This window comes from Aeromonas sp. 25-AL00135, from assembly GCF_054052385.1.
The window spans coordinates 49,508-74,115 of sequence record NZ_JBSTYQ010000007.1; the positions used below are offsets into that span (position 1 = coordinate 49,508).

Below are 24,608 nucleotides of genomic sequence, written 5' to 3' on the forward strand. Positions count from 1 at the left end.
TTGTTGTAGCGGTTGGACGGTGCGCTTACAGGGCGGCGATCTCGGCCTGCTGGGCTTCCAGCTTGGTCAGCTGGAGACGGTAATCTTCCAGCTTCTCGCGCTCTTTGGCGATGACCGCTTCCGGTGCCTTGGCGACGAAGGCTTCGTTGCCGAGTTTGCCTTCGATACGGCCGCACTCGCCCACCAGACGGGCAACCTCTTTGGCCAGACGGGCCAGTTCGGCATCCTTGTCGATGAGACCGGCCATCGGGATCATCAGCTCGGTGGCACCGATCAGCTTCTTCACTGACAGTGGGGCGGTTTCACCGTCCGCCAGTACGTGGATGGATTCCAGACGGGCCAGCGACTTGAGGAAGGCCTCGTTGTCAGCGGCGCGCTGGGCATCCTTGGCATCGCACTGGAGCAGCACGTTGAGGGGCACGCTCGGTGCCACGTTCATCTCGGCGCGGATGTTGCGGATGCTGACGATGAACTCCTTCACCCACTCCTGATCCGCCATCGCGGCTTCGTCCACCTTGGCGGCGTCGAACTCCGGGAAGGCTTGAATCATGATGGTGTCGGCGTGTACGCCAGCCAGCGGGGCGACCGATTTCCAGATGGTCTCGGTGATGAACGGGATGATCGGGTGTGCCAGACGCAGCAGGGTTTCCAGCACTGTCACCAGGGTGTGGCGGGCAGCGCGCTGCTCGGCCTCGGAACCCTTGGTCAGTACCGGCTTGGTCAGCTCCAGATACCAGTCACAGAACTGGTTCCAGATAAATTCGTACAGCACGCCAGCCGCGATGTCGAAGCGGTAGGTATCGAGGGCGGTACGGAAGTCACGGATGGCCACTTGCAGCTGGGACTGGATCCAGCGATCCGCCAGACTGAACTGCATCTCGCCACCGGCAAAACCGCAGTCCTGATCTTCGGTGTTCATCAGCACATAGCGGGAGGCGTTCCACAGCTTGTTGCAGAAGTTGTTGTAGCCGTCCAGGCGCTTCATGTCCCAGTTGATGTCACGACCGGTAGAGGCCAGCGCCGCCAGCGTGAAGCGCAGGGCGTCGGTGCCGTGGGCATCGATCCCTTCCGGGAACTGCTTGGCAGTACGCTTGGCGATCTTCTCGGCCATCTGCGGCTGCATCATGTTGCCTGTGCGCTTCTCCAGCAGGTCTTCCAGCGAGATGCCATCGATCATGTCGAGCGGGTCCAGCACGTTGCCCTTGGACTTGGACATCTTCTGGCCCTCTTCGTCACGGATGAGGCCGGTGATGTAGACGGTCTTGAACGGGACTTGCGGCTGGCCGTTTTCGTCCTTGATGAAGTGCATGGTCATCATGATCATCCGGGCAATCCAGAAGAAGATGATGTCGAAGCCGCTCATCAGTACGTCGGTCGGGTGGAAGGTCTTGAGTGCCTCGGTGTTGTTCGGCCAGCCCAGAGTGGAGAAGGTCCACAGGGCGGAGCTGAACCAGGTGTCGAGCACGTCTTCGTCCTGACGCAGTACGGTTACGGCCGGGATGCTGTGTTTGGCGCGCACTTCATCTTCGCTGCGGCCAACGTAGACATTGCCGGCGTCGTCATACCATGCCGGGATGCGGTGACCCCACCACAGCTGACGGGAGACGCACCAGTCCTGAATGTCGCGCATCCAGGAGAAGTACATGTTTTCGTACTGCTTCGGCACGAACTGGATGCGGCCATCTTCCACCGCCTCGATGGCGGTCTTGGCCATCGGTGCGACGCGCACGTACCACTGGTCGGTCAGCATTGGCTCGATGGGCACGCCACCGCGATCGCCGTAAGGCTGTTGCAGCACGTGATCCTTGATCTCGTCCAGCAGACCCAGCTCTTCCAGCTTGGCCAGAATCGCTTTACGGGCGGCGAAGCGCTCCAGACCGGCGAACTCGGCCGGCAGGGCTGCGTCATAGGCAGTGCTCGGGTTGCCGTTGGTGTCGACCACTTCGGCCTCGGCACGCACATGAGCGTCCAGAGTGAAGACGTTGATCATCGGCAGGCTGTGGCGCTTGCCCACTTCGTTATCGTTGAAGTCGTGGGCCGGGGTGATCTTCACGCAACCTGTGCCCTTCTCCATGTCGGCGTGTTCATCGGCGACGATGGGGATCAGGCGGTTCACCAACGGCAGCAGGATGTGCTGGCCGATCAGCGCCTTGTAGCGCGGGTCTTCCGGGTTCACAGCCACGGCGGTATCGCCCAGCATGGTCTCCGGACGGGTGGTGGCGACGATCAGGTAATCCTTGCCTTCGGCGGTCTTGGCGCCGTTGGCCAGCGGGTAGCGCAGGTGCCACATGTGGCCCTTGATCTCGCGGTTCTCCACTTCCAGGTCGGAGATGGCGGTGTTGAGTTTCGGGTCCCAGTTCACCAGACGCTTGCCGCGGTACATCAGGCCATCTTCGTAAAGACGGACAAATACTTCCTGCACGGCGGCGGAGAGACCCTCATCCATGGTGAAGCGCTCGCGCTCCCAATCCACGGAGTCGCCCAGACGGCGCATCTGGCGGGTGATGGTGCCACCGGACTCTTCCTTCCACTGCCAAATCTTGTCGATGAAGGCATCACGGCCGTAATCGTGGCGAGTCTTGCCCTCTTCTGCAGCGATCTTGCGCTCAACCACCATCTGGGTGGCGATACCGGCGTGGTCGGTACCTGCCTGCCACAGGGTGTTCTTGCCCTGCATGCGGTTGTAGCGGATCAGGGTATCCATCAGGGTTTGCTGGAAGGCGTGACCCATATGCAGGCTGCCGGTGACGTTCGGCGGCGGGATCATGATGCAGAAGGAGTCTTTGCTGGTGTCGCCGTGGGGCTTGAAGTAACCCTGGGCTTCCCAGTGCTGATAGAGCGCCTGTTCGATGGCGTTGTGATTAAAAGTCTTTTCCATGGTCTCGCCGTAATCTGGATGGATGGAGTCTGGTGTTGATTCTTTATGGATCAATTGGTTGCAGTCAGGGCTGCGCCGGATCCGGTGCGGCAAGGACGGGCTGATCCCTCATTTCGAGGGTATGGCCTGCCTGGCGATAGTGCTTGTAGCGCTCGCGGGCTTGCTGCTTTTGTGTTTCGTCAGTGGGGACAAAATCTACCACTTGAGCGAAGTGTCCTGCAAACAAAGGTGTCGCAGTGGCCAGATTGATGAGGCGGGCGTAGCGCCGTTTCGGTGGCTGATAGCCGATCTCCACCGGGGCCATGCCGCTTTCGCCCTGCAACTGGTGCGGCACGAAGCGCTCCGGCGGCAGTTGCCACAACAGCTCGTCCAGACGCAGAGCCTGGGCCTCATCGTTGCAGAACAGGTAGATATGGCCCGCGCCCCACGACTCGGCCGCAAGAGTGCAGGCCAGTCGCTCGACCGCAGAGGCCTGCGCGTCATCCTGTTCGCTCATCAGATAAAAGGTCACTTGGCTCATCAGGTTGATCCCGTTTTGCGGTGACGGACTGTTGACCGCCTCATGAGGCTGACGGGGCGTTTCCCGTCCGCAGCTCACTGATTCAAGAATGAAACAAGGAAGAGGCGGGCCTCTTCCTTGTGGTTCAGGGTAACGCCAACCCTTCCGATGCAGCCATCGGCAGGGGCCGGAGAGTTACTCTTTCTCTTCGATATCCACGCCAGCCCGGTTCAGCAGGAACTGGGTCAGCAGGGGTACCGGACGACCGGTAGAGCCTTTGTCCTTGCCACTTTTCCAGGCGGTCCCGGCGATATCCAGGTGGGCCCAGTTGTACTTCTTGGTGAAGCGTGACAGGAAGGCGGCCGCGGTGATTGTGCCGGCCGGACGACCACCGATGTTGGCCATGTCGGCGAACGGGCTGTCAATCTGCTCCTGATACTCGTCGAACAACGGCAGACGCCAGGCGCGATCTCCCGCCTGCTCGGAGGCGTTTAGCAGCTCGTGGGCCAGCGGGTTGTGGTTGGCCAGCAGACCCGAGGTGTGGTGGCCCAGTGCGATGACGCAGGCACCGGTCAGAGTCGCCACGTCGATCACGGTTTCCGGATCGAAGCGGTCCACATAGGTCAGCGCATCACACAGCACCAGACGACCTTCCGCATCGGTGTTGAGCACTTCGATGGTCTGGCCGGACATGGAGGTGAGGATGTCACCCGGACGATAGGCGTTGCCACCTGGCATGTTCTCGCAGCCTGCCAGCACGCCGATGACGTTGATCGGCAGTTGCAGCTGGGCCAGCGCATGCATGGTACCGAGCACGGAGGCGGCGCCACCCATGTCGTACTTCATCTCGTCCATGCCGTCGGCCGGTTTGATGGAGATGCCGCCGGAGTCAAAGGTCAGACCCTTGCCGACCAGCACGATGGGCTTGGCATCCGGATGACCCTTGTATTCGATGATAGCCATCATGGCTTCGTTGTCGGAGCCGCGAGCCACCGCCAGATAGGAGTTCATGCCGAGTTCGGCCATCTCCTGCTCGCCCACCACCTTGGTGGTGATGTTGTCGTAGGCATCTGCCAGACGACGGGCCTGGGAGGCCAGATAGGCCGGGTTGCAGACGTTGGGCGGCATGTTCGCCACGTCGCGGCAGACCCGCACACCCTTGGCCACGGCCAGACCGTGAGCGATGGCTTTTTCACCAATGGTCAGTTCCCGACGCGTCGGCACGTTGAATACCAGCTTGCGCAGCGGGCGACGTGGCTCGGCCTTGTTGGTCTTGAACTGATCGAAGCTGTAGAGGCCCGCCTTGGTGGTTTCTACCGCCTGGCGCACTTTCCAATAGGTATCCCGACCCTTGACGTGCAGCTCGGTCAGGAAGCAGACCGCTTCCATGGAGCCGGTTTCGTTCAGGGTGGTGATGGTCTTGTTGATGATCTGCTTGTACTGGCGTTCGTCGAGTTCCCGCTCCTTGCCGCATCCGACCAGCAGTACGCGCTCGCTGAGCACGCCCGGTACTTGATGCAGCAGCAGCATCTGGCCTGGTTTCCCTTCCAGGTCGCCACGGCGCAGCAGCGAACTGATATAGCCATCGCTGATCTTGTCCAGTTGTTCGGCAACCGGAGAGAGGCGACGAGGCTCAAATACGCCGACTACGACGCAGGCGCTCCGTTGCTTCTCTGGACTGCCACTCTTTACACTGAACTCCATGGAATCTCCTACATCCTAAAGACAAAAGGCACCTTTTATTGAATAATGCGGTGCTTGTTGGGGTATCAGAGGCGGAGCGAACAGCCACAGGCTCCGCAGTTCAAACTGGTAAAAATCCAATATACGGCCCTATTTTTCAGGCATTCGACTAAAAACACAAGTTTACTTGGGAATGACTGTGATCGTTTTCCGATATTTGTTCAGGGAAACCCTGAAAACCCAGCTGGCAGTGTTATTCGTATTGCTGCTTATCTTTGTCAGCCAACAATTTATCAAGATCATCGGTGACGCCGCCGATGGCGAGGTGCCGACACGTCTGGTCTCCACCCTGCTGCTGCTCAACTTGCCCAATATGGCGCTGTTGATGCTGCCTATCAGTCTCTTTTTAGCCATTTTGTTTGCCCATGGTCGCCTCTACGCCGAAAGCGAGATGACGGTGATGCATGCGGTCGGCTTCAGCCACCGTTTCGTGATGCGCAGCGCCATGTTGCTGGCCTTGCTGACGGCGGTGGTCGCGGCGTTCAACACCGGCTGGATCGCCCCGCAAGCCAAGGAGCGCGAGTATCAGGTGATCGACGAGTTCAAGTCGGACCCAGGTATCTCCTTCCTGCAGGCGGGCCGCTTTATGGAGCTCGACAAAGGGCGTCTGGTTGCCTATATCCAGGATTTGAACGACAACGGCTCAAAACTGCAAAAGATCTTCGTGCTGCAGCGGGCGGAGGGGAACAATCCTCCCTCGGTGGTGGTGGCGACCGAAGGGGTGGTGACGGTCGATGAGAACGGCCTGCAGTGGCTGACCCTGATGGATGGCTCCCGCTACGAAGGGAACTTCTCCGGCAAGCAGTTCCAGATCTCCGATTTTCGCGAATATGGTCTGGTGATCCGTCAGCAGGAGATGGAGCGTTCCAACCGCAAGGCGGCGGCCAAGCCGACCATGGAACTGTTTGGTACCCAGGACAACGCCATGATGGCGGAATTGCAGTGGCGTATCTCGCTGCCCCTCTCCATTCCGGTGCTCACCCTGTTGGTAGTTCCGCTGGCGCGGGTCAATCCCCGTCAGGGGCGCTACGCCAAGCTGTTACCGGCCATCATGCTCTATCTCTCCTACTTCCTGCTGCTCAGCGCCGCCCGTTCGGCCATCGACAGCGGTCGGCTGCCCTACTGGCCGGGGATGTTCCTGGTGCCGCTCGGTTACCTGCTGTTTATCGGCCTGCCCCTCAATCTGCAGGGCACCAGCTGGTGGAACGGGGTGAAAGGGCGCTATTTCAACAGAAAATCAGCATGATGCTGCAACATAGGAACTTCTGCTGATGTTTGGCATTCTCGATAGATATATCGGTAGGGTCATCTTTATGTCGATCCTGCTGTGTGAAATCACGCTGGTTGGCCTTGCGGCGCTCATCAAATATGTGGAGCAGCTCAAGTCGGTCGGTGACGGCAACTACGACATGATCAATGCCCTCTACTATGTGCTGCTCTCCATGCCCAAGGAGGCGGTGCTCTTCTTCCCGCTGGCCGCGTTGCTGGGTGGCCTGATTGGTCTGGGTCAGCTGGCGACCAGCTCCGAGCTGGTGGTGATGCAGGCGGCGGGTCGCTCCAAGATCAGTATCGTGATGGCTGCGCTCAAGACGGCGATCCCGCTGATGATCATGGTGGGGTTGATGGGGGAATATGTGGCCCCCATCGCCAAGCGGATGGCAGATGACATCAAGGCGGGCGCGCTCTCCGAAGGTCGTCTGACGGTTTCCGCCTACGGGGTGTGGGCTCGCGATGGCAACAACTTCGTCAATATCAACGGGGTGCGTAACGATGGCGCCCTCACCGGCATCACCCTCTATCGCTTCACCCCCGAGCGCAAGCTGATCGACGTGGTGCAGGCGCAGGAGGGGGTGTTTGAGCGTCACCACTGGCTGCTCAAGCAGACCCAGGTTACCCGCTTCGACGATCCCGCGCAGATCCGCAGCGAGCAGCATGACAAGATGGAGTGGAGCTCGGAGCTGACGCCCAAGCAGCTGGGGGTGGTGAGTATCGACCCCGAGAACCTCTCGGTCTCCGGTCTGCTCGACTACATCGGCTATCTCGATGCCAACAAGCAGGATGCCGGTCGCTACAAGCTGGAGATGTGGCGCAAATTGCTGTCACCACTCTCGGTGGTGGCGATGATCCTGCTGGCCTCCTCCTTCATCTTTGGCCCGCTACGCTCGGTGAGCATGGGGGCGCGGATGCTGATGGGGATCATGACCGGCTTCGCCGTCTACGTGAGTGATCGGGTGTTTGGCCCCATCAGTCTGGTCTATGCGGTACCGCCGATTCTGGCGGCTATCGCGCCCAGCTTGCTGTTTGGCGGCATCTCCTTCTACATCCTCAGCCGCAAGCAGTAATCCGCACGGGATTATGAGGAAATGCAAAGAGGGCACCTGTTGGTGCCCTCTTTCGTTGCTGCATTGATCCGGGATTACTTGTTCAACAATTCCAGATTTTCCTGCTTGCTCAGCACGATCACTTCGCACTCAGCCCAGATATCCTGAAACGCCCGTGGGCGCTGGCGGTTGAACAGGCACATCAGGTTGCCCAGACCAAAGGCGGCGGTAGCGAGACGGATCAACGCCTGGGTAACGCGGATGTGGCTGCCATCCTCGTTCTGAATGCGCAGCCGCCAGGCGCGCATGCCGACGGTCTGGCCAGCGCGGGTCCAGAACCAGGTGTAGAAACCGCAGATGACGAAGGCGAGCCACAGGGTGTAGATCAGGCTCAGGTGGTGGCGGGTCAGCAACCAGACGGTATCTTCACCCGCCGGTACGCTGGCCATGCCGGTGACCAGCAACAGCTTGGCGACACCCATGCCGATGAAGCCAGCGATGATCAGCAGCGAAGTCACCACCAGCGCATCATAGATGAGGGCGCCGAGGCGACGCATCAGACCCGCTGACGGGTATGGCTGAGTGGCGGGAGAGGGGGATTTTTGTTGGACTTTTTTAGGCTTGGCCATCGTTTTTATTCCATTAAGATGATGGCGGCATTCTATGTAACTGGCCCTGCATCGGCAAGGCGTTGAATAAATGAACAAACGGGAGTGTTCAATCGAAAAACACCTTGCATGGCATCGCGCCATTCGTATAATCCCTCGCAGTTGCCCGGGTGGCGAAATCGGTAGACGCAGCGGATTCAAAATCCGCCGGTGAATAACCGTGTCGGTTCGAGTCCGACCCCGGGCACCATCAAATTCATGACAAAAGGCCATCAGCAATGATGGCCTTTTGTTTTTTTGGCGTTTCTGCGCTTTTGGGGCGTTACTGTTGAGCTGGCAGTACTTCCTGTTACCTCTTGGTATCCCTTCTCTTTTCCTGCTCTCCATTATTTCCTTTTCTTGATATAGCCGCTGACGGCATCACCGCCAGCGGCCTGTTTCTATTGCGGTTTTTTCCAAACCTTGCTGCATCAGAATATGGTTGCCGCACTATCCCAGCAGGGCAAACAGCAGGGTACCGAGGGTGCCTGCGAGCGTCAGCGCGATGATGGCTCTGGGTGTGCCGTGCAGCTTGGTCCACATAAACAGGCTGGTGAGGGCGAGCAGCAGCAGGGCCAGGGCGGCGATATCGCCAAACAGCTGCCAGCCGAGGCCGGTGCCCATGCCGCGGTGCAGCCGGTTGAGGCTGGCGGCAAAGTTGGCCAGTTGCAGGTCGGTACGTACCAGCAGGGTACCCTCAACATAGCTGGCAGCCACGCTCTGGCTGAGGGTGACGCCGCGCATTTCCCACTTGGCGGGCAGGATGAGCAGGCCGTTCGGGGTGGGCAGGGTCTGGGCCGGGGTGATCATGGTTCGCCCGTCGGCAAAGGTATCGGGATAGCGCTGTTGCAGCAGGATTTTCAGCTGCTCCGGGCTGGCGAGTGGCGCCTTGAGCACTATCTCTTCACTCGATTTGTCGGTGTGGGGGCCGGGGATGGGCAACACGGCACGGTGTTGCAGCCAGAGACCGGTGATGCCGTACATCAGCATCAGGGCGAGGGTAAAAAAACCGGCCCAGGCATGGAGGCGGCGTACCCATTTGTTGTTGTGAAGGGGAACTCTTCTGCGTTTCATCGTGGTTGCTTCATAAAAAACTGGCCAGCAAGGGCTGGCCAGTCGGGGTGGTTGTCACAGAGTTCAGAAACGGTAGGTACCGGTCAGGCTCAGCTGACGGGGTGTACCCGGCATGATCTGGTTGGCACTGGTGGCGCTGACGAAGTACTCGTGGTCGGTCAGGTTTTCGGCGCTCAGCTCGGCTTCCCACTGCTGCCAGCGATAACCGGCGCGCGCATCGAAGCGGGCGTAACCGGGCAGTGTGGTGGTGTTGGCGTTGTCGGCAAAGCGATCGCCCACCGCCGTTACTCCGGTTTCGCCGAACCAGCCCTGCTCGCCACTCTTGTAGCCGAGATAGAGCTGGCCATTCTGACGGGAGACGTTCATCGGGCGCTTGCCCTGCAGATCCGCATCCGCCTTGACCTGCTCCGCATCCTGAATGGCGAAGCCGCCACGCAGATAGATCTCGTCGGTCAGCTCGGCACGGGCGCTCAGCTCGACACCCTCGGTACGCTGCAGGCCGGTGAGGATCACCTTGGTGGGATCCAGCGGATCCTTGGTGCGCTTGTTGTACATCTCCAGTCGATAGAGGGAGAGGGTGGTCGCCAGCTTGCCGTTCAGCCAGTCACTCTTCACGCCACCTTCGTAGAGGCGGGTGTGCTGGGGTTCCAGCCCGTTATTCTTGTCGCCCGGGGTGATGCCGATCAGCTCGCCGCCCACCGGAGTGAAGGTCTTGCTGTAGGAGGTGTAGAAGGCGTGATCCTCTAGGGGATTCCACACCAGACCGAGGCGCGGGCTCAGGCTGTTGACCGAGACGCTCTCCTCCTTGTTGAGGTCGTAGCGGCGACTGGTGACGGTGAAGTCGTCACGGCGCAGCCCGCCAACCAGATGCCAGTCACCCAGGCTGAGCTGATCCTGCAGATAGAGGCCATTGCCGCGCACCTTGTGTTTGGCGTCGCTGGAGAGCTTCATGGCGCCATTGTAGGTAGGCAGTGAGCCCGGATCGTAGAGATTGCCAGACGGAATGGCGGTGGCGTTCTGGTAGAGCTTGGGTGTGCGCTCCTGCCAGTTCTGCTCGAAGCCAACCAGCAGGCGATGTTCCACCGGGCCGGTCTGGAACAGACCTTCGGCCTCGGTGTTGCTGATCAGGTTCTTCGCTTTCAGATCCTGCTGCCAGCGGGAGCGGGTCACCTGATCCCCTTTGACGCTGGTGACATAGGTGTTGTCAAACTGGCTGTCGAGGGTGGAGTAACCGAGCTGCTGGCGCAACTGCCACTGATCGTTGATATCCCAGGAGAGGCGTGAGCGGGTGGATTGTGCCACGTCATCGATGAAGTCGCGGCTGGTATCGCTGTAGACATACTCTCGCGGCACATCGGCCGGACGGCCATTGACCCCGGGAATGCCGCGATCCGGGGTGCGGTCATGTTCGTTGCGCTCGTACTGCACCAGCCAGTTGAGGTTGTCGCTGATCTCCCAGTTGGCGGAAGGGGCCAGCAGAGTGCGCTTGCTCTTCACGCCGTTGCGGAAGCTATCTTTGTCCTCTTGCGCCATGTTGAGGCGCAGTTGCACCTGCTCACTCGCCTCGCCATTGAGGTCGGCGGCCAGACGCTGGCTGTCAAAGCTGCCGACCCGGGCGGTGACGCTGGACTCCTGCCCTTTTTGCGGCTTCTTGCTGACCCGGTTGACGATGCCCCCCGTGCTGCCGCGGCCGTAGAGCACGGCAGCCGGGCCCTTGAGCACTTCCACCCGCTCGATGTTGCCGAGATCCCGGGTGTACTGCATGTCGTCGCGGAACCCGTCGAGATAGAAGTCGTTGCTGGCGCTGAAGCCGCGGATATTGACCCCGTCGAAGCGGGTGTCACCGCTGGCGTTGACCCCGGGAATGCCGCTCAGGGCCTCACTCAGCGTTGGTTGGCCGAAGGCGGTCAGCTCGCTGACCTTGACGCTGTCGATGGTCTGGGGAACCAGCTTGGCTGGCGTATTGGTACGGGTTGCGGTGGCAACTTCCTGATGCTGGGAGCGTTTGCCAACCACAGTCATGGTTTCATCGGTGGCCTGGGCAGTGAAGCCGGTGCCCAGCAGTGCCAGCGAGACCAGCGTTCTGCGAAAGTGAGGGTGCTGCATATTCAATATTGACTCTTTGGATGTCGACCTGACGGCTCGAACATATTGATTTAATTATAATTAGCCTGGCCCGCTTAAGCGGGATGCCAATGATATTGATTTTCATTTGTCTGGCAAGGTGAAAATAGAGGGGGGGCTGTGGGGGCAGGTTTTACGGTTGGGGAAGCGCGGCTGAAAAGTAGAACCATTGCAGCAAACTGCGGTAATGAAGCGAGAGCAAAAAGGGCGTAGCGGAAGAGAAAGGGGCTAAACGTGAAGAGGTATCCGGCCCGATAGGACGGGCCGGATACCGGACTCAGCGAGTACGCAGCAGTAGGCGGGTGAGGGGCTGGGCCGCCAGCAGGCGATAGGCCAGCAGAGACGCTCCCAGCAGCAGCGGCACCTTGGCGATCTCCCACTGGATGGATGCGCCCTGCGGGCCGAACACGAAGAGCCAGACCACCAGCATCATGTGCAGGCAGTAGATCCCTAGCACTTTGGGGGCCTGGCGTTCAAGCCAGCTGCCCTTGCCCCAGTCGGGGTTGGCCAGCAGCAGGCCAAACAGACCGAGAGACCAGGGAAGGGAGCCGAGCAGGAAGTCGTGGCGGGTGAGCGGCACTGCGGCGAAGTGCTGCAGCGCCCAGGCTTCACAGCCATAGAGCGCCACGCCCGCCAGCAGCAGTTGCCAGCCGGTGCGGGCATCGGGCTGCCACTGACGCTGGCGCAACAGGGCCCCGAGCGCCACAAACAGCAGGGAGAAGAAGGGGCCGTTACGGGTGAGCAGTGGCCACTCGGCGCCCAGCAGCGGCTTGGCATAGGAGCCCCCCAGCAGCGCCAGCAGGTAGAGGCCAAGACCCAGCCAGAGGGCGAGCTCTGGTCTGCCAAGCCGGTAGCAGAGTGCCTGCAGGGTCACCGCCATGATCAGGGCTGGCAGGAACCAGAGGTGGATCATGCCGCCCACCAGCCAGCCATTGAGGGGGTCGCCGAGCTGGAATTGCCACTGCCCGCGCAGGGAGGCCAGATAGCCTTGCTGCACGGCATCCAGCGGATTGAACGGCACCAGCAGGTAGACCAGACTCCATACCAGCCAGAGCAGCAGCAAGGGGTGGCAGTAGCGCCAGGCCACGGTCAGCGGCGCTTCGCGGCTCAGTCTCGGCTGCAGAAAGTAACCGGCACAGAGGAAAAACAGCGGCACGGCAAAGCGGCATAACTGGTTGATGGTGCCGCTCAGCCAGAGCCAGGATCCACTTCCCCACAGGGCGGGATTGAACGGATTGGCGAAGGGGGATACGTGAATGGTCATCACGGCCAGAATGGCCAGTACCCGCCCGCACTCGATACTGGAAATACGCATGGTGGCTCGTCGTTACAGGGGTTGTGATGGCACGCTAAAATTCTTGCTGCCAGGTTACAACCAATTGATTCTATTAGTGTGAATCACGCTGTTGAGTAGTTACGTTTTGTAACGGGATGGCGGAAGGTGTTACCTGTAGCGGGAACTGGATCCCATTTTTTGGGCGCGCTCATGCAGATAAAAAAAGCGAGGCAGGTGCCTCGCTTGGTTGGGGATCTCGAGCTTACTGGTGAGTCAGCATGCTGCTCTGGTTGGCTGCCAGGGTGGTTCTGCCCGAGCTCTCCAGCCAGGTTTTGATCCGCTTGGCATCGGCGACCCTATCGTTGGTGGTCTCGGCATTGAGCAACACCATGATCACCGGCTCACGATTGACCTTGGTGCCCAGCACCAGACAGCGGCCCGCTTCGCGGATATAGCCGGTCTTGGAGAGGGTGAACTCCCATTGCCCTTCGCGGATCAGCCGGTTGGAGTTGAGGTAGTGCAGCTGACGCTTGTTGGTGCGCACATAACTCTGCTCGTCGGTGGAGTACTGGCGGATCAGCGGATAGGAGGCCGCTGCGGCGGCGAGCTTGGCGAGATCCTGCGCGGTGGAGACATTGCGCGGGTTGAGCCCGGTGCTGTCTGCATAGTGGGTATTCCACATCCCCAGCATGCGGGCTTTGGCGTTCATCGCCTCGACAAAGGCGCGCTGACCACCGGGATAGTGGCGGGCCAGTGCCGAGGCGGCACGGTTTTCAGAGGACATCAGGGCGATATGGAGCATTTCGGCGCGGCTGAGCCTGGAGCCGATGGCCAGGCGTGAACCGGTTCCCTTGATGCGGTCGATGTCGGCATTGGTCACGGTGAGCATTTCGTTGAGGCGCAGGTTGGCATCCAGCACTACCAGCGCCGTCATCAGCTTGGTGAGTGAGGCGATGGGCATTACCCGGTTGCCGTTGCGCTCGGAGATCACCTCGCCGGTTCTGTGGTTGGCCACCACGAAGGCAGCCGAGCTGAGGTTGGGCACATCCCGTCGCTCGAGAAAGCCGCTGCTGCTCTTGCTGCTGGCGGAAAAGGGGTTGGCATGGGCACTGTCCATAGTGGCCGGCAGCATTACTGCGCCAAGCAACAGGGGAAGGAGGGAACGCATCATCATGATCAGCTCTACCGGACGAAATACAGGGATATCTCGCTAAGTTATATGTCGTGAACTGGCGCTTCACAATCATTCTCACCTTGATATTGATAATTTACGGCGTTGAGCGCGATCTGACGACGAGGAGAACGTAAGAACGGTCTCTATGGAGTCTTTTTTACATTGAAACTATGGGCTGGTCGTGATGGCGAGCGGAAGCAGGCGCTAAAAAAATCGGGACCAGAACGGTCCCGATTGGCATGGAGCATTGCTTACCGTTTAGTGGGCATCTTCCTGCTTGATCTTGAAGCGCATGGCGATCACCACGAACAGCAGCGGGCCAATGATGGTCCAGACGCCGGTGGATATATCGCCGGAGATAAAGGGGGCTACCACGGTAAAGACGTTGCCGAAGGCGACCAGGATCAGGCTGATGATGGTAGCCAGCAGCACCGAGCCCGCGCTCTTGAAGAAGATCAGATCCTTGCCCAGCGCCGGGTTGTTGCGATAGCGATACCAGGCGTAGATGAGGAACATGTAGGGCAGGGTCATGCCGACGTTGGTCATGGTGATGATCAGCTCATAGAGGGCGGCGGCCCCTTCCGGGTTGATCAGGGTAAAGATGGACTTGGCGGCAATGAACAGACAGACCACCCAGGCTTGCACCTTGAGGGCTTCAATCCGCACGCCATTCTCGTTCTCGCGCTGGAAACGCTCCGGCCAGAAGTAGCTCGGGGTGCCGGTGATGAACTGGCGCAGCGGTGCGTAGGAGAGGGCGATAAAGGCACCCAGATAGCTCAGGAACATGCCCAATCCAGCAAAGCGCATGAACACCTGTCCCAGCCACTCGCCACCAAGATGGCGCCCCAGCTCCAGCATGATGATGAAGAGGGCGGAGAGAGAGGTGATCCCCTCGGCCGGGAAGTCGCTCCAGCGCATGATGGAGCCGACCGCCAGAAAGCCGATGATGTAGCAGAGCACGATGAAGGCGCCGGAGAGGAAGATGCCGCGCTTGAGGTCGCGCTCCGGATCTTCCAGCTCGTCAGCCACCCCGGCCATCGCCTCGACCCCGCCGTAGGCGAAGATGGCGAACACCATAAAGCCGAGGAAGGGGATGATGTCGTTGAACGCGGCATTGGGAGAGGCCGTCAGCGATGCCTGGGTGAAGGGCTCCTGCAGGGTCATGCCGCTCACCGCGAAGGTGAAGACGCCGCCGACCAACAGCAACACGTTGAGTGCCACCACGGAGAGACCGCCGATGGCCGCCACTTTGGCGAAGCGGGCGCTACCCAGGGTGATGAGCTTGGTGACGGTGGCAACCAGCGCGATGGCGACCACACCCAGAATAAAGGGGCCAAAGTCGATGCCGGTACCCAGGGTGACCGGGATGACGGTGATGTCGCGGCCAAACAGCATGAAGGAGAGGGGCACCCACATAGAGAGCGCCTTGCCAAACATCCAGATGACGTAGGAGGCGAACCACATGGTCAGACCGATAAAGGCGAATCGGGTCGAGACCGAGTGGCGCATCCAGGTAAAGATACCGCCCGCCTCTTTGCGAAAGCCGGTGCCGAATTCGATCATCATCAAAATGAACGGGATGAAGAAGAACAGACCGCCGATCACGAACATCGGAATGGCGGCATATCCCATTCGGTAAAAACCGATCCCGATATTAGTGACGCCAAATACCGATGTTAATATCATCAATATAAAGGCGCCCAATTTCAGCTTTTTTGCCGACATATTAAAAACTCCCTGATGGTGCTGGATTTAAAATAATCAAAAATTAAACGGACGAAACCGGACCCATTAATAACGCGGTAGCGCCATGCCATCTTGCTGTGGCGGGCGCGATCGGGTCATCTCTGACCGGGCTGGCTTACCCGTCAGGCGGTCAATGAATGTATGGGCGGAGCGGCATGGTCTGTGCCATGCGCGGTATTGGTCAGCGTTGCCGAAAATTAACTGTGAACGATTTTATCATTAATGCTGATGGGCAGGTAAGTTTCCCGAATGAAGCTGTGGTTGAAATGAACAGACCTGCCAGTTAATTGATACGTTGCGGATGTAAACATTTACGCCCGGGCCGACACTTATTTCCATTATTTGTATTCGGCATATTTGGCGGAGTGAATTACGCCATCCTGCCTGATAAATACGCACCAATGGCGACAGCGCTTATCCTCCCAGCCGGGTCAGCAGCACGCCGCCGGTGATAATGGCCGCCGCCGTCAGCCGCATGCGCCCGAGCGGCTCTTTCAGCAGCCAGACCGAGAGCAGCATGGCAAACAGCACACTGCTTTCGCGCAGAGCCGCGACCACGCCAATGGGGGCTTGGGTCATGGCCCAGATAACAATCCCGTAGGCGAGCAGTGACATGGCACCTCCTGCAATTCCCGCCATCGCATGGCGACGGATCTGGCGCCATGCGTTGCGTTTCTGGTGGACGAGCAACACCAGCAGCATCGCCAGCCCGGTACAGGCAAAGAGCCAGAGGGTGTAGCGTACCGGTTCACCCCCTGCGCGGGCGCCGGCACCATCCGAGAGGGTATAGGTCGCCGTGAACATGGCCGTGATCAGTGCTGCCCGAACCGCTTTGCTGTCAAGGCGCTGCTGCCCGCCTCGCCAGGCCATCAGCAAGACCCCCATGATCAGCACGCAGGCGCCGATGATGCCGCCGTAACCGGGGTAGTCCCCCAGCAGCAGGGCACTTAACGCCATGGCGAGCAGCGGGGCACTGCCACGGGCCAGCGGATAGATCTGGCCAAAATCGCCCTGATTGTAGGCATGGCTGAGAAACAGGCAGTAACCGATATGGAGCAGGACTGAGAGGCCGAGCCAGGGCAGTTCGGCAGCAGAGGGAAGCCCCATGGGCAGCAGCGCCACGGCGGCGATAAGCCCTGAGAAGATCGCCACCAGTGATACCCCCACCAGCCGCTCTTCGCCAATTTTGACCAGCGCATTCCAGCTGGCGTGAAGCAGGGCTGCCAGCAGAACGGCAAAAAAGACGGTGGTGCTCATGGGAAAGGACTCTCGGGCGATGGGGGTTAACAGCATACCCGCCCGGAGCCTGATTGGCCGAGATCTTTATCAAGGCTTCGGCTTTGCGGGGCTCTCCTCCTGCGTGGTGGCGTTACCCAGCTGCCCCAGCACCAGTTTGGGATGGGGGTCGGTCTGCAGCGGAATATCCTGCAACTCTGTTCCCTGCTGATGGCGATGGATGATCCCGGCGGCCATCTTGCCCAGCGCCTCGTAGCTGCTGATGGTGCCAACGCTGCAGCCGTGTTCGACGAACAGCTCGGCGCTGCAGATGGTAGGGATGGCAGCTTCGTTGAGTGCATTCAGCAAACGGGGGGCGATGGAGAGCAGATAGCTGTCTGCGGCCAGAAAGACGATGTCGTTTTTGGCATCCTGTTGCAGCCGCTTCAGTTCGTTGTCCAGCCGCCGTGGGTCAGGGGCCATTCGCCAAGTGACCATCTGCCACTGATAGCGTTTCGCTTCATTGAGCAACATATCGGCCACCAGCAGGGTGTTCTGCTCACGGGGGTTGAAGGGTAGCAGCAGCCGTTTGCCGGTGGCCAGATGCTCGCTGGCGTTAGCCAGTTGCAGTGCCATCGGCACCATGTTGCTTACCCCGGCCACCATGCTGTTCTGGGCTTTGTCTTCCGAGAGGATGTCTGCCCCGACCGGATCGGATACCACGTTGAAGATCAGTGGCTTGCGGTTGGCCACCAGACTCTTGGTCATGGTGGTTGCGGTGGTGCCAAAGGTGTAGATGTAGTCGTATTCGGCCAGTTTCGGCAGCATCTGCTGGCGCAGCATGGTTGCCAGCGCCGTACGATCCTGATCGGCGTTATAGGTGGTGATGGTGGCCTGATAGCCAAGGCGGGTCAGCTCTGCCCGAAAGCCCGCTTCGGCTGCGGTTTCACCGCGCCACAGCACCATGGCGATAGAGAGGGCGTGAGCGGGAAGAGCCAGCAGCAACAGCAGGACGAAAGGCAGCCTGACCATAATCATCTCTCCGGCGATACATCTACTGTTGAGCCTAGGCTACTTTATCCGGTCGTGAACGACGCCCAGCAAAAAGCGCGATGGCAAGCCATCGCGCTTTGGGGATCCGCAAAACCTCGATTAGAAGTCGTAGCGGGCAGCCAGCTGGAAGTCATCCTTGACGTTGAGCTTGCCGCTCTCCTTGCTGTCCAGATTGTTGATGCGGTACTCGCCAATCACCCGCAGGTTCTTGTTGAATTTGTACTGGGCACCCAGGGTGTAGTAATCCACGTTGTCTTTCTTGATACCAGTCTTGTCCTGCTCCTGTTTGTTCCACAGGGCCATCAGACCGAAGCCGTTCTCGAAGTTGTAGCCCAGCGCGGCTTCCCAACCGGTGTGATCGGTGCCGGTCGCCAGGAAGTCGCTGCCATCGGCATAGCTCAGGGCAGCGTAGGCGGCCTTGTTGTCGAACTTGGCGGAGATCAGCCACAGCTTGGCATCTTCTTCACCGCTCTTGTCGCGGATACCGACGTTGTAAGCGGTACCCAGAGACAGGTTGAACGGGAAGGTGTAGGCCACGGCAGCACCGTAAGCGGCGTCGCTATCCTTGCTAGTGGTCTCTTCAGTGTCACCACCGTCGAACTTGTAGCTGGTGTCGAGCTGGAAGCCATTGAACAGGCCGGAGTATTTCAGCACGGAACCGGCGCGGTTGGTGGCGAAGGTATCGGTCTTGGCGCCCAGCGCCTCGTTGCCGTAGCCGTCGGAGAGGGAGACATCAGTCCAGTCGGCCAGGAAACCCGGGGCCCCTTTCTGGCGACCGAAGGTCACGGTGCCCCAGTCAGCGCCGACACCGGCGAACGCCAGACGGGTGCGCAGGTTGTCGGAGTTCTCGCTGATGGTCTTCTCGCTGTCATTGATATACATCTGTACTTCGTACTGAGCCAGCGCCTTCAGGCCGCTCTGGATCTGGGTCTCGGCCTTGGCGCCGAAACGGACAAACTGGTTGGCACCCTGTTTGTCGCTGTATTCGCTTTTCGGTTTGCCGCTGGCATCCAGTTCCTTCTTGTCACCAAAGAAGTGGCCAGCGTAGATACGGCCATAGAGATCCAGCATGGAGGTGTCATTTTTGTACACTTCAACGGCTTGAGCCTGGAAGGCTGCGGTGAGAGCCAGTGCCACTACAGTCAGCTTTTTCATCGTAATCCCTTGTGGTGTTGCAAGCTTTTGTTTTGAAAACGGGGTCATGCTAGGCAGCAGGGATGACAGCGGGGTGACAGTTGGATGAAGAGTCGATGGCAATTGGGTTGCAATTGGATGAATTGGCTACATTCTTGCTCGCAGCGGCTACTTTTGTGCGCAAAGGTTTGCCCTTGTGGTAGAATGCCGCCCGTTTTCGAGCTCCATAGGTTGGATATGCGATGAGACGTGAACTGGCAATCGAGTTTTCCCGAGTGACGGAAGCGGCTGCACTGGCTGGCTACAAGTGGCTCGGACGTGGTGACAAGAATATCGCTGATGGGGCGGCCGTAGCGGCCATGCGCCACATTCTCAACCAGATCGAGATCGATGGTGAGATTGTGATCGGCGAAGGTGAAATTGATGAAGCGCCGATGCTCTATATTGGCGAGAAGGTTGGTACCGGACACGGCGACGCGGTGGATATCGCGGTCGATCCCATCGAGGGTACCCGCATGACTGCCATGGGTCAGGCCAACGCGCTGGCCGTGCTGGCAGTGGGCGACAAGGGTTCTTTCCTGAAAGCGCCTGATATGTACATGGAAAAGCTGATCGTCGGGCCCAAGGCCAAAGGCGCCATCGACCTGGATCAGGCTCTCGAGCTGAACCTGAAGTCCGTGGCCAAGGCGCTGGGCAAGCCGCTCTCCCGTCTGACCGTCATTACCCTGGCCAAGCCGCGTCATGACAAGGCAATCAAGGAGATGCAGGGTCTGGGCGTGCGGGTGTTCGCCATTCCTGATGGTGACGTTGCCGCCTCCATCCTCACCTGTCTGCCGGACAGCGAAGTCGACATGCTGTATGGCATCGGCGGCGCACCGGAAGGGGTGATCTCCGCGGCGGTGATCCGCGCGCTGGATGGTGACATGCAGGCCCGTTTGGTACCGCGTCACCGCGTCAAGGGCGACAGCCCGGAAGTGCGTGCGCTGGGCGAGCAGGAAATTGCCCGCTGCGAAGCGCTGGGCATCGATGTCAACAAGGTGCTCAAGCTGGAAGACATGGCGAAGAATGACAACGTCATCTTCTCCGCCACCGGCATCACCAAGGGTGATCTGCTGGATGGCATCACCAGCGATGGCGTGATGGCGACCACCGAGACTCTGTTGATCCGTGGTAAATCCCGTACCATTCGTCGTATCAAGTCGATCCATTACCTGGAGCGCAAAGACAGCGTGGTACGCGACATCATCCTGTGATGATGGCTCGCTGAATCGGCTGTGTTGTCTGAAGCCCGATCGCCCGTGCGGTCGGGCTTTTTGTTGTGTGCCAGCTACGTTTGTGCCGCCGCTTCGGCTATGGTGGCTCAGACCGTCCCAAAGGAGTGGAGTCTATGGAGTGTCGTAGCGGCTGCGCTGCCTGTTGCATCGTCCCCAGTATCAGCAGTGCCATTCCCGGTATGCCAGATGGCAAACCGGCTGGCGTCCCCTGTATCCAGCTCGATAGCGCCCTTGGCTGCAAGATCTTCGGTCAACCGGAGCGGCCAGCGGTGTGCGGCGGTTTCCGCCCCATGATGGATGTGTGCGGCAGCCACCGTGCCGAGGCCATCTGGCTGATCGGCGAGCTGGAGCGGCTCACTACCTGACGAGGGCAGGGCGAAGAGATAAAAAAAGAGGCCGCATCATGCGGCCTCTCGCGTTTCTGTTCGCCGGGAATCAGATCCCCGCCAGTTCCAGTGCCTGACGATAGTACTCGTTGGCCTTGTTGGTAAGGCGGCGTTTGTCCATCAGCTGGCCGAGGGCGTGGTAGGCGGCGGCGCTCGGCGCCCGCTCCACCTCCTGCTCCAGCAGCTTCTGGGCGTCGTCCAGCTGACCTGCCAGCAGATAGAGCTGGGCCAGTGCGGTGTCCACCTCCGGTTGCCCCTGCTGCTTTTGCAGCAGCGTCAGCAGCGGCTGGTAGCTGTCGAGTTTCAGCTTGGGCAGGCGAGTCAGCAGCTGTGGCATCGGCTGTTTGCGCAGCGCCTCCTGCCACAGGGTGGCGGCCTCGCCATCGGCGCCCAGCTGGCGCAGCAGATCGCCGTAGCATGCTAGCAGTTCTGGCTCGAGGCGCAGCTTGCGCGGCAGATCCTGCCATACCGCTTTGAGGGTCTCGAGGCTGCCGGCAGCCTGTTGCAGGCGGCCACACCAGGCCTGTTGCAGCAGATCTTCTTCCTGTTTCGGGGTCAGCTTGCCGACCTTGTGCAGTGTCGGGATCAGGTCGCATAGGGCGCTCCAGTCCTGACGGGCCAAATGCACCTGGCGCAGCTGATCCAGCACCATGGGGTGGCGCGGGTTGAGGGCGTAGACCGACTCCAGCATCGCCAGCGCGGTATCGTACTGGCCCTGCTCGATCTGCAACTGGGTCTGGGTCAGGGTGAGCGCCAGCTCGGCTTTGGGATTCTCCTCCTGCGCTTTTTGCAGGTATTGATCCCGGCGGGCGTCGTCACCACGGGCCTGTGCCGCCTTGGCGGCGCTCAGGTAGTTGAGCAGCGGGGTGTCGCTGTTGCTGGCCCCCTTGATCATCAGCTTTTCAGCCTGACTGTAGTGCCCTTCGGCCATTGCCAGGGTGGCGGCGACGGTCTGTTGATTGGCCTTGCGGCGGCGGCGCGAGCCGTACCAGCCGAGGGTCTTGCGGCGCAGGCCGAATACCCGACCCAGCAGCCACTCGACGATCAGCAGGGCGCCGTAGAACAGCACGGCCAGGATCACCGCGCTGGTGACGGAGGATTCGATGGTGTAATTGCCAAGAGCAATCAGCACATAGCCCTTGTTACCGGAGGCTTGCGGGCCAAAGATCAGCCCTGCGACCATCACGGCAACCAGAATGATTATACGGATCATGGTGCCCTCCTCAGCTGCTGGCCAGAATGCGTTGCAGGCGTTCGGTCAGCACCTGCTCCAGCATGGCCTGGGTCTTGAACTGGGCCGGATAGTCGATCTGGATCTGCTCACCCTTTAGCTTGTCGATCTCGCCCTGCATGTAGCGGGTGGCGCTATTGTCGGTGTCGAAATATTGGGTCAGCCAGCGCTGGGCCTTGTCCAGGCTGTCTTCGTAGAGCGCCTGCTGCTCGCGATAGACGGAGAGCTGGGCCTGCAACAGCTTGGTCTTGAGGTTTTCACGCAGGAAGATCTCCTGCTGCGGCGAGAGCAGTGCCTCGACCGCGCCATCGCGGCGACGGATGGTGACGAAGTTCTCGGTGAACTTGACCCAGTTTTTCTTCAGGTTGCTCTCCCACTCGTCGGGATTGGTGCTGACCGCTTGATCCGGCTCGGCCTTGGCTTCCGGCATGCTGACGGTGGAGAGGGGCAGCAGCTCGATCTGGTCGGACAGGGCAGCCAGCTTGAGGGTCAGCCCCTCGCGGTCGATGCGCGGCATCCCCTTGAGCTTGGCGATATCCTCGGCCAGCGCCTTGCGGATCGGCATCAGGCTGGGGTCGTTGAGGGCGGCGATGCGCTCGTCAGCGTTGCCGAGCAGGGTGATGGCGGAGACGAGGTCATGCTCCAGCCACAGTTTGCGGCCCGCCATCCGAACCAGATACTCGGATTCGGCCAGCATCCAGTCGTTGGGGCGCTTGTCATTCAGGTCCAGTACCCGGTTTTGCAGACCCTGCATCTCTCCCTGCAGCCGCTGCTGGGTCTGGCCCAGCGCGGCCAGCTGCTCGGCATCCTTGCTGCTGGTCTGGTCGATCTTGCTTAGGGCGCTCGCCAGCTGTTGCTTGAGCTGGGCCAGTTCGGCCTGCTGGGCCACGGCGTTCTTGTGACCGTGCAGATAGAGACCACCGGTCAGGCCAAGGGCCAGCAGGATGGCGACCCCTCCCAGTACGGCACCGGAGCGGCTCTTGCTGCCATTGAGCACAGCGGTCGGCTGGGGTTTGACCTGGGATTCTTGTTGTTCTGTCATTCTATCTTCCTCAGTTCCAGTGCGGCCGTCAGGGCCTGGTTGGATGCACCTTGGGCAATCGTGATATGGATAAAGCCCGCGGAGTGGGCCATCTCGGCCACGCGCGGGCTGGGGACCACCAGCAGGCGGTCAAAAAGCCAAGGCCGCTGGTGGTCGGGAACCAGCTCCAGCAGCCGTTGCAGCAGTTCACCACTGGTAATGAGCAGGCTGTCCAGCCCCGCTGCCTGCCAGTGGCGGGTCAATCTGTCCCCGTCAAGCTCGGGGTAGTGGCGCTCATAGGCCGCACAATAGTGCACCAGAGCACCGCGTGAGGCCAGTGTGCTGGCGATGAGATCCCGCCCGCCATTGCCGCGCAGGATCAGTACCCGTTTGCCTGCTATCTGCTGCAGGGCGGGCAGGGCCAGCAGCCCTTCGCTGCGCGGGTCATTCGGGCAACTTGCCGTGATGCCTATGGCTGCAAACGCATCTGCGCTGGCCTGACCCACCGCAAAGTACTCAATATGTGGCCAGGTCTGACCAGTTTGCAACAGAAAATCGTGTGCAAAATGAACGGCATGGATGCTGACGGCGATAACCACGTCAGCACTGCGCAACAGGTCGGGCAGGAGAGGGAGTTCGCTGCCCGCCACGGTTTCCAGCAGCGGGCAGCAGAGTGGTGCATGGCCGTGCTGGCGCAGCAACTGCACCAGCTCGGCGGCCTGGGCGGCCGGACGCACCACCAGCGGGGTCATGCGCGGTAGACCTCGGCCAGGATCTCGTCGGCACCGGCGGCCAGCAGGCGCTGGGCCAGTTGCTCGCCGAGGGCCTCACCATCGGCCAGCGGACCGCGGATCTCGTCACGAATCACCTGGCTGCCATCCGGGCTGCCCACCAGACCGCGCAGCCAGATCTGCTCGCCTTCGACCAGTGCGTAGGCACCGATAGGCACCTGACATCCCCCTTGCAAGGCGCGATTCATGGCTCGCTCGGTCAACACCCGGGCGCGGGTCTCGGCGTGCTCCAGCGGCGCCAGCAGAGCGTGCAGCTCAGTATCGTCGAGGCGGCATTCGATGCCGACAGCCCCCTGACCGTTGGCCGGCAGGCTCTGCTCCGGCTCGATAAAGGCGGTGATGCGGTGCGCCATCTCCAGTCGTTTCAGACCTGCGGCGGCGAGGATGATGGCGTCGTACTCACCGGCATCCAGCTTGGCGAGGCGGGTGTTGACGTTGCCACGCAGGTCGCGGATCACCAGATCCGGGCGCGCGGCGCGCAGCTGGCACTGGCGGCGCAGGCTGGAGGTGCCGACCACGGCCCCTTGTGGCAGTTCGGCAATGGCCTTGAAACGATTGGAGACGAAGGCGTCGCGGGGATCTTCCCGCTCGCAGATGGTGTGCAGGCCGAGCCCCTCGGGGAACTCCACCGGCACATCTTTCATGGAGTGAACGGCGATATCGGCCCGCCCTTCCAGCATGGCGGTCTCCAGCTCCTTGACGAACAATCCCTTGCCGCCCACTTTGGCCAGCGGGGTATCGAGGATCTTGTCACCCTGAGTGCTCATGGGCACCAGTTCGACCTGCAACTGCGGGTGCAGGGCTTCGAGCCGGTCTTTGACAAAGTTGGCCTGCCACAGGGCCAGCGGGCTCTTGCGAGTGGCAATTTTCAGGGTTCGGGCTGCCATATCAATCAGTTGTTTCATTTTTAGAAGGAAATCGATATTACCACCCTTTGCCCGGGCTTTCATGGCGGAGCCGGCAAAAGCGGGGCCAAGCTCAAAAATGCATGCTGAAAATGATTTTCATTAAGCAAGTGCGG

General features: G+C 60.2%; 20 protein-coding genes and 1 tRNA gene. 5 read left to right on the top strand and 16 right to left on the bottom strand.

What is annotated here, in order from left to right:
• Positions 1–25: 25 nt before the first annotated feature.
• The 3 genes from ACW5XC_RS08030 to pepA all read right to left on the bottom strand — a co-directional run bounded on the left by ACW5XC_RS08030 (position 26) and on the right by pepA (position 5,081).
• Entirely contained in the window at positions 26–2,878 is a 2,853-nt protein-coding gene (locus ACW5XC_RS08030; RefSeq protein ID WP_042053458.1) for a valine--tRNA ligase, read from the bottom strand.
• Between the two features lie 64 nt (positions 2,879–2,942).
• On the bottom strand, positions 2,943–3,398 hold the full coding sequence (locus ACW5XC_RS08035; protein ID WP_040068777.1) for a DNA polymerase III subunit chi: 456 nt from the start codon (positions 3,396–3,398) through the stop codon (positions 2,943–2,945).
• A gap of 174 nt (positions 3,399–3,572) precedes the next feature.
• On the bottom strand, positions 3,573–5,081 hold the full coding sequence (gene pepA, locus ACW5XC_RS08040) for a leucyl aminopeptidase (protein WP_005336423.1): 1,509 nt from the start codon (positions 5,079–5,081) through the stop codon (positions 3,573–3,575).
• A 172-nt stretch (positions 5,082–5,253) separates the two neighbouring features.
• Between pepA and lptF the strand changes: the two genes are divergently transcribed.
• Positions 5,254–6,366 (top strand): LPS export ABC transporter permease LptF, encoded by a 1,113-nt coding sequence (gene lptF / locus ACW5XC_RS08045; RefSeq protein ID WP_005356742.1) that lies wholly within the window; start codon positions 5,254–5,256, stop codon positions 6,364–6,366.
• A 25-nt stretch (positions 6,367–6,391) separates the two neighbouring features.
• Positions 6,392–7,462, top strand: coding sequence for an LPS export ABC transporter permease LptG (lptG, locus tag ACW5XC_RS08050; RefSeq protein ID WP_021231808.1), 1,071 nt, complete (start codon positions 6,392–6,394; stop codon positions 7,460–7,462).
• 74 nt (positions 7,463–7,536) lie between these two features.
• Here the strand turns inward: lptG and ACW5XC_RS08055 are convergent, their stop codons facing one another.
• The gene (locus ACW5XC_RS08055) at positions 7,537–8,070 is read right to left on the bottom strand and encodes an RDD family protein (RefSeq protein WP_042053459.1); all 534 of its coding nucleotides are present in this window, start codon (positions 8,068–8,070) and stop codon (positions 7,537–7,539) included.
• Positions 8,071–8,213: 143 nt separating this feature from the next.
• On the opposite strand from ACW5XC_RS08055, the gene ACW5XC_RS08060 reads away from it, so the two are divergent.
• A tRNA-Leu gene (locus ACW5XC_RS08060) sits at positions 8,214–8,299 on the top strand.
• Positions 8,300–8,538: 239 nt separating this feature from the next.
• On the opposite strand, the gene ACW5XC_RS08065 is transcribed toward ACW5XC_RS08060, so the two are convergent.
• The 8 genes from ACW5XC_RS08065 to ACW5XC_RS08100 form a co-directional block, all read right to left on the bottom strand.
• Positions 8,539–9,204, bottom strand: coding sequence for a PepSY-associated TM helix domain-containing protein (locus ACW5XC_RS08065; protein WP_323670580.1), 666 nt, complete (start codon positions 9,202–9,204; stop codon positions 8,539–8,541).
• Positions 9,205–9,225: 21 nt separating this feature from the next.
• A complete protein-coding gene (locus ACW5XC_RS08070) occupies positions 9,226–11,268 on the bottom strand; it encodes a TonB-dependent receptor (protein ID WP_042053461.1) in 2,043 nt (680 codons plus the stop codon).
• Positions 11,269–11,563: 295 nt separating this feature from the next.
• Positions 11,564–12,601, bottom strand: a complete 1,038-nt coding sequence (locus tag ACW5XC_RS08075; protein WP_042053463.1) for an acyltransferase — start codon at positions 12,599–12,601, stop codon at positions 11,564–11,566.
• A gap of 223 nt (positions 12,602–12,824) precedes the next feature.
• Complete coding sequence (pbpG, locus tag ACW5XC_RS08080) at positions 12,825–13,736, bottom strand: D-alanyl-D-alanine endopeptidase (protein ID WP_042053464.1); 912 nt, start codon at positions 13,734–13,736, stop codon at positions 12,825–12,827.
• Between the two features lie 258 nt (positions 13,737–13,994).
• Positions 13,995–15,461, bottom strand: coding sequence for a glutamate/gamma-aminobutyrate family transporter YjeM (gene yjeM, locus ACW5XC_RS08085; protein ID WP_042053465.1), 1,467 nt, complete (start codon positions 15,459–15,461; stop codon positions 13,995–13,997).
• A gap of 435 nt (positions 15,462–15,896) precedes the next feature.
• Positions 15,897–16,775, bottom strand: coding sequence for an EamA family transporter (locus ACW5XC_RS08090; protein WP_080771379.1), 879 nt, complete (start codon positions 16,773–16,775; stop codon positions 15,897–15,899).
• A 33-nt stretch (positions 16,776–16,808) separates the two neighbouring features.
• Positions 16,809–17,729: an ABC transporter substrate-binding protein gene (locus ACW5XC_RS08095; RefSeq protein WP_080771380.1), complete on the bottom strand. Its 921-nt coding sequence runs from the start codon at positions 17,727–17,729 to the stop codon at positions 16,809–16,811.
• A gap of 120 nt (positions 17,730–17,849) precedes the next feature.
• Positions 17,850–18,905: a porin gene (locus ACW5XC_RS08100; protein ID WP_042053466.1), complete on the bottom strand. Its 1,056-nt coding sequence runs from the start codon at positions 18,903–18,905 to the stop codon at positions 17,850–17,852.
• A gap of 221 nt (positions 18,906–19,126) precedes the next feature.
• Here ACW5XC_RS08100 and glpX point away from each other — a divergent pair, with 221 nt between their 5' ends.
• Together glpX and ACW5XC_RS08110 are read left to right on the top strand one after the other, a co-directional pair.
• Positions 19,127–20,137, top strand: a complete 1,011-nt coding sequence (glpX, locus tag ACW5XC_RS08105; protein ID WP_005336386.1) for a class II fructose-bisphosphatase — start codon at positions 19,127–19,129, stop codon at positions 20,135–20,137.
• Between the two features lie 134 nt (positions 20,138–20,271).
• On the top strand, positions 20,272–20,523 hold the full coding sequence (locus ACW5XC_RS08110) for a YkgJ family cysteine cluster protein (RefSeq protein WP_042053467.1): 252 nt from the start codon (positions 20,272–20,274) through the stop codon (positions 20,521–20,523).
• 70 nt (positions 20,524–20,593) lie between these two features.
• Here the strand turns inward: ACW5XC_RS08110 and ACW5XC_RS08115 are convergent, their stop codons facing one another.
• From ACW5XC_RS08115 to hemC, 4 genes are read right to left on the bottom strand one after another with little or no spacing between them, the layout of a single operon-like run.
• Positions 20,594–21,757 (bottom strand): heme biosynthesis HemY N-terminal domain-containing protein, encoded by a 1,164-nt coding sequence (locus ACW5XC_RS08115; RefSeq protein ID WP_042053468.1) that lies wholly within the window; start codon positions 21,755–21,757, stop codon positions 20,594–20,596.
• A 10-nt stretch (positions 21,758–21,767) separates the two neighbouring features.
• Positions 21,768–22,817, bottom strand: a complete 1,050-nt coding sequence (locus tag ACW5XC_RS08120; protein ID WP_042053469.1) for a uroporphyrinogen-III C-methyltransferase — start codon at positions 22,815–22,817, stop codon at positions 21,768–21,770.
• Positions 22,814–23,548, bottom strand: a complete 735-nt coding sequence (locus ACW5XC_RS08125; RefSeq protein WP_042053470.1) for a uroporphyrinogen-III synthase — start codon at positions 23,546–23,548, stop codon at positions 22,814–22,816. Before ACW5XC_RS08125 ends, ACW5XC_RS08120 begins: the two co-directional genes overlap by 4 nt.
• A complete protein-coding gene (hemC, locus tag ACW5XC_RS08130; RefSeq protein WP_136501663.1) occupies positions 23,545–24,474 on the bottom strand; it encodes a hydroxymethylbilane synthase in 930 nt (309 codons plus the stop codon). The genes ACW5XC_RS08125 and hemC overlap by 4 nt, the downstream gene beginning before the upstream one ends.
• Positions 24,475–24,608: the final 134 nt, after the last annotated feature.